Origin of the sequence: Natronospirillum operosum, from assembly GCF_004768465.1 — a bacterium.
In the GTDB taxonomy this organism is placed as follows: domain Bacteria; phylum Pseudomonadota; class Gammaproteobacteria; order Pseudomonadales; family Natronospirillaceae; genus Natronospirillum; species Natronospirillum operosum.
Window position 1 is genome coordinate 1,874 of record NZ_SRMF01000021.1, and the last position, 3,507, is coordinate 5,380.

2 rRNA genes are annotated in these 3,507 nt (G+C 54.0%); both read left to right on the top strand.

Annotated elements, in window-relative coordinates:
- Nucleotides 1–161: 161 nt before the first annotated feature.
- Nucleotides 162–3,055: ribosomal RNA gene (locus E4656_RS20000) — 23S ribosomal RNA — on the top strand.
- 318 nt (nt 3,056–3,373) lie between these two features.
- Nucleotides 3,374–3,489, top strand: a 5S ribosomal RNA gene (gene rrf, locus E4656_RS20005).
- Nucleotides 3,490–3,507 lie beyond the last annotated feature (18 nt).

Here is a 3,507-nt window from a genome sequence, read left to right on the forward strand (position 1 = left end):
CTCTTTAACAATTTGATCTGCGAAATTCTTTCAGAACTCACGTCTGTGAAGACGGGGGTTTTGAACAATACATTGCATGAGTTTTTAACTCAGGCGCCGGTGTAAAATGATCGTCTGCGCGATTGTGGTAACCAGCGGGCTGAAAGTCTTGCGGGTTATATGGTCAAGCAGAGAAGCGTACACGGTGGATGCCTTGGCAACTGGAGGCGATGAAGGACGTTGTAGCCTGCGAAAAGGCTGGGCGAGGTGGCAAACAACCTGTGACCCCGGCATGTCCGAATGGGGAAACCCACGGCACTTGTGCCGTATCTCATTCTTTTTTGAATGAGAGGCGAACGCGGGGAACTGAAACATCTAAGTACCCGCAGGAAAAGAAATCAAACGAGATTCCCGAAGTAGCGGCGAGCGAACCGGGACCAGCCCTGAAGCCTGGTGGCTGTTAGTGGAACCGTCTGGAAAGTCGGGCCGTAGTGGGTGAAAGCCCCGTACACGAAAACGAAGCCAGGTGATGATGAGTAGGTCGGGACACGTGTTATCCTGACTGAAGATGGGGGGACCATCCTCCAAGGCTAAATACTCCCAGTTGACCGATAGTGAACCAGTACCGTGAGGGAAAGGCGAAAAGAACCCCTGTGAGGGGAGTGAAATAGACCCTGAAACCGTGTACGTACAAGCAGTGGGAGCTCTTTCTTTGGAAGGGGTGACTGCGTACCTTTTGTATAATGGGTCAGCGACTTACATTATGTGGCGAGCTTAACCGAATAGGGGAGGCGTAGGGAAACCGAGTCTTAACTGGGCGACCAGTCGCATGGTGTAGACCCGAAACCGGGTGATCTATCCATGGGCAGGGTGAAGGTTGAGTAACATCAACTGGAGGCCCGAACCCACTAATGTTGAAAAATTAGGGGATGACCTGTGGATAGGAGTGAAAGGCTAATCAAACCCGGAGATAGCTGGTTCTCCTCGAAAGCTATTTAGGTAGCGCCTCGGATGAATACCACTGGGGGTAGAGCACTGTTTGGGCTAGGGGGTCATCCCGACTTACCAACCCCATGCAAACTCCGAATACCAGTGAGTAGTATCCGGGAGACACACGGCGGGTGCTAACGTCCGTCGTGGAAAGGGAAACAACCCAGACCGTCAGCTAAGGTCCCCAAGTACTGGCTAAGTGGGAAACGATGTGGGAAGGCTCAGACAGCTAGGAGGTTGGCTTAGAAGCAGCCATCCTTTAAAGAAAGCGTAATAGCTCACTAGTCGAGTCGGCCCGCGCGGAAGATATAACGGGGCTCAAGCCAGTCACCGAAGCTACGGATAGGCAGCCGCTTGCGGTTGTTTATGGTAGAGGAGCGTTCTGTAGGCCGTTGAAGGTGAGTCGAGAGGCTTGCTGGAGGTATCAGAAGTGCGAATGCTGACATGAGTAACGATCATGGGGGTGAAAAGCCCCCACGCCGAAAGACCAAGGGTTCCTGTCCAACGTTAATCGGGGCAGGGTGAGTCGGCCCCTAAGGCGAGGCTGAAGAGCGTAGTCGATGGGAAACGGGTTAATATTCCCGTACCGATGTGTATTGCGATGGGGGGACGGAGCAGGCTAGGCCATCCGGGCGTTGGTTGTCCCGGTTCAAGGGTGTAGGTAGGTGCTGTAGGCAAATCCGCAGTGCTGTTGATCTGAGACCTGATGACGGTGACTCTACGGAGTCCGAAGTGGTTGACGCCAGACTTCCAGGAAAAGCCTCTAAGCTTCAGATACACATTGACCGTACCCGAAACCGACACAGGTGGTCAGGTAGAGCATACCAAGGCGCTTGAGAGAACTCGGGTGAAGGAACTAGGCAAAATGGTACCGTAACTTCGGGAGAAGGTACGCCGCCACTAGGTGAAGGGGCTTGCCCCTGGAGCCGAAGGCGGTCGAAGATACCAGGTGGCTGCGACTGTTTATTAAAAACACAGCACTCTGCAAACTCGAAAGAGGACGTATAGGGTGTGACGCCTGCCCGGTGCCGGAAGGTTAATTGATGGGGTTAGTCTTCGGACGAAGCTCTTGATCGAAGCCCCGGTAAACGGCGGCCGTAACTATAACGGTCCTAAGGTAGCGAAATTCCTTGTCGGGTAAGTTCCGACCTGCACGAATGGCGTAACGATGGCCACGCTGTCTCCACCCGAGACTCAGTGAAATTGAAATCGCTGTTAAGATGCAGTGTATCCGCGGCTAGACGGAAAGACCCCGTGAACCTTTACTACAGCTTCACACTGGACTTTGATGTTACTTGTGTAGGATAGCTGGGAGGCTTTGAAGTGTGGACGCCAGTTCACATGGAGCCGACCTTGAAATACCAGCCTGGTAGCCTTGAGGTTCTAACTCCGGCATAACCGTGTCGAGGACAGTGTGTGGTGGGTAGTTTGACTGGGGCGGTCTCCTCCCAAAGAGTAACGGAGGAGCACGAAGGTGGGCTAAGCATGGTCGGAAATCATGCGGTTAGTGTAAAGGCACAAGCCCGCTTGACTGCGAGACAGACAAGTCGAGCAGGTACGAAAGTAGGTCTTAGTGATCCGGTGGTTCTGTATGGAAGGGCCATCGCTCAACGGATAAAAGGTACTCCGGGGATAACAGGCTGATACCGCCCAAGAGTTCACATCGACGGCGGTGTTTGGCACCTCGATGTCGGCTCATCACATCCTGGGGCTGAAGCCGGTCCCAAGGGTATGGCTGTTCGCCATTTAAAGTGGTACGCGAGCTGGGTTTAGAACGTCGTGAGACAGTTCGGTCCCTATCTGCCGTGGACGTATGAGACTTGAGAGGAGCTGCTCCTAGTACGAGAGGACCGGAGTGGACGAACCTCTGGTGTTCGGGTTGTCACGCCAGTGGCATTGCCCGGTAGCTAAGTTCGGACAGGATAACCGCTGAAAGCATCTAAGCGGGAAGCCCCCCTCGAGATCAGGTCTCACTGGACGCAAGTCCCTAAAGGGCCCTGGAAGACCACCAGGTTGATAGGCGGGGTGTGTAAGCGTTGTGAGGCGTTGAGCTAACCCGTACTAATGGCCCGTGAGGCTTGACCATATAACGCCGGAAGGTTTTTGCCTGCGGTGGTTATTGCAAGAAGAGACACCAGCCGGACGATCGAAGAGGCCGGCGTCTGAGTTAAGAGCTTGTGCAGCAAGACAGAGTGTATTGAGAGGAAGATCGCAGATCATGAATAGTAGACTGTCGACAGAGGACAGTAGACAGTAGATAGAAAGCCCAGCGGCGCCGCCCCATGGCGGGTGCGAGCGGCCACTACTGTCGACTTACAACTGTCGACTGTCGACAAAGAGAATTGATGGGTGTGGTGTGCCGGACACAAACAACGGCCACGGCACCGAAACATCAACCGCTTTGCTTGACGACCATAGAGCGCTGGAACCACCTGACCCCATCCCGAACTCAGCAGTGAAACAGCGCATCGCCGATGGTAGTGTGGGGTATCCCCATGTGAGAGTAGGTCATCGTCAAGCGCCTAACAGAAGACCCCA